Genomic DNA, 2,291 nt, shown 5'->3' with positions numbered 1-2,291 from the left:
GCTTGTTTACCGTTACTGTGGAAGTAGACTGGAACATTGTCAATGGTTTGTTCACCGGTCAAGGCGTACCAGTTTGGACCAAAGTAATACCAACTACCTTCCCATTCATGGTATTGATTTTTAAGAGCAGCGCCTGTTGCTTCATCCAGATAGTAGATGTGGCTACTGTTAGGGATAGTATCACTGTAATACGCATAGATGAGCTCACCTCTACTTTGCATTCCGTAGTAGTATTTACGAGTAGGAAGTCCAAAGTAGTAGAGTTCGCCATTGATAACTTGAACGGAGACTAATTTGTTTCCCTTACCGTCTAAATAATACCAGTGATTATCTTTGGTTTTAACGAAACCAGCTTTTGTGACCTTTTTACCATCAAATCCGATATAGTCTCCACTATCTGCGTAGTATGTGAATTCTCCGAAGCCTTGATGACCATCTCCAACGATAAGATTCACTTCTTCACCATGAACAATATGTGTTCCTGAGTAAACTTTTCTACCATCTTGACCAACATAATAGCGTTTGCCATCGACTTCGACGATTTGGTCTTGGACAGCAGCACCTGTGTCTTTGTCATAAAAATGATCAGCATTGGCAAAAATACCTTTGGCTTGGACACCGTCTTTATCAAAATAGACTTCTACACCACCTATAGTTTGAGCACCAATTAATTTATCGCCCTTATCATTGACATAGTACCATTTGCCATCTTTTTCGACATAACGGTTGGTAACGAGGGCTCCACTATCTTTATCATAATAATGGCCGTTTGGCGCAAAGTCACCTTTAACTTGAGAATAGTCATCACGGAAGTAGACATTGACATAATCTATAACTTGTTCACCCTTTAAAGGATAACTAGATTTATCAACATAGTACCATTTACCTCCAGCAGTAACATAACTATTTTTGGCTGTAACTGGAGTCAATTTACCATTTTCATCTGCAATTGATGTTGGGTATCTATCATCTACAGCAATAAAAGTGAAAGCGTTGGTGAGGATAGCACCTCTTACGCCGTTAATGTAACTAGAAAACTGAGCATAGTACCAGTTTCCATCAACTTGGAACAGTGGGTTTGGGCTGCCAGGAACATCATCTCTTAGTGAACCAGATTCATCAAAATAGTAGAGTTGTCCATTAATACGCTTGAATCCATGGACAACATGTCCATTTTCATCAGCATAAACGGAAGGTGTCCAGAGGTATCCTCTCAGGTACATGTATCTGATTTTACCCCAGCCATTATAGACTTTTTGTCCCTGTTCATTGTAATAACTTTCAGTACCATCAGGATTCTTGAATTTAGAATAATAGACCATGTCTGGTTGGAAGTAGTACTCTTTACCGTCGATGGTTTTAGGGCCAGTGTAAATATTACCGTCATTGTCATAGTAGTAATAAATGTCGTCGCTGGTTCCGTTAATGTAGCGAGTACTATGATAGAGGGCAATCTTATTATTCCAAAGTTCGCCATTTTCAGGATGGAAATAATATCCTTTACCCTCAATAACTACTCTTTGTCCTTTTGTTTGAAGCCCCTTGTCATTAAAGTGGTAAGTTTTGTCTCCAATTTCTTGAAGGCCAGTCACTTTTTCACCTGTCTTATCTACATAATACCAGTGGTTATCGCCAGTAGTAACAAAAGATTCAGTTGTTAGATGTCCAAGTTCACCATCATAATAATGTCCATCTTGGGCAAAGTTTCCTTTGACCTGTTTACCATCCTTGTCAAAATAGACATGCTGTCCATCAATTAGGTTTGGACCTGTCAGATCCTTGCCATCTTTTTTGTAATGCCAATTGCCTTGTTCATCACTATACCATTGACCACCCGTGATATTCTTTTCAGCAGAGGGAACTTGAGAATTAGGGGTATCAGTATCACTAGTTGTTGGTGACACATTCTCAGGTGTAACACTCTCGCTAGTCGTTGCACTTACCTCAGAATGTGTAGTTTCAGAATTAGCTACTTCCGAACTAGCTGTACTTGTGACTTCAGAGCTTGGTTTTTCAGAAACAGTTTCTGTTGAAGCGACTTCAGAGCTAGGTGCTGGTGTTTCTGACACTGTGGCAGCCTCGCTCGAAGCGGTAGCAGCTGTGTTTTCTGCAGGTTTAGCTATGGCTTCATTACTTGCTGGAGCATCGACGTCAATAGCGCCTTCTTTGATGATGGCTTCAACAGTTGCTTCATTAACAGGTGTAGGTTGTTCTTCAGCTGAAGCGTAGCTGAGTCCTGCAAAACTCAATCCCAAAGCCAGTCCTGTCACTGCAATAGTTACCCAATGTTT

General features: G+C 40.5%; 1 protein-coding gene. It reads right to left on the bottom strand.

Annotated elements, in window-relative coordinates; translation table 11 throughout:
• A partial coding sequence (locus HMPREF2877_RS01035) for a glucosyl transferase (RefSeq protein WP_070578086.1) occupies nucleotides 1-2,291 on the bottom strand: 2,291 nt, incomplete at both ends.

Origin of the sequence: Streptococcus sp. HMSC072D03, from assembly GCF_001812855.1 — a bacterium.
GTDB classification, from domain to species: Bacteria; Bacillota; Bacilli; order Lactobacillales; family Streptococcaceae; genus Streptococcus; species Streptococcus salivarius_D.
Note: the sequence above shows the minus strand (reverse complement) of the source record. Positions and strands in the feature narration are given on the sequence as shown.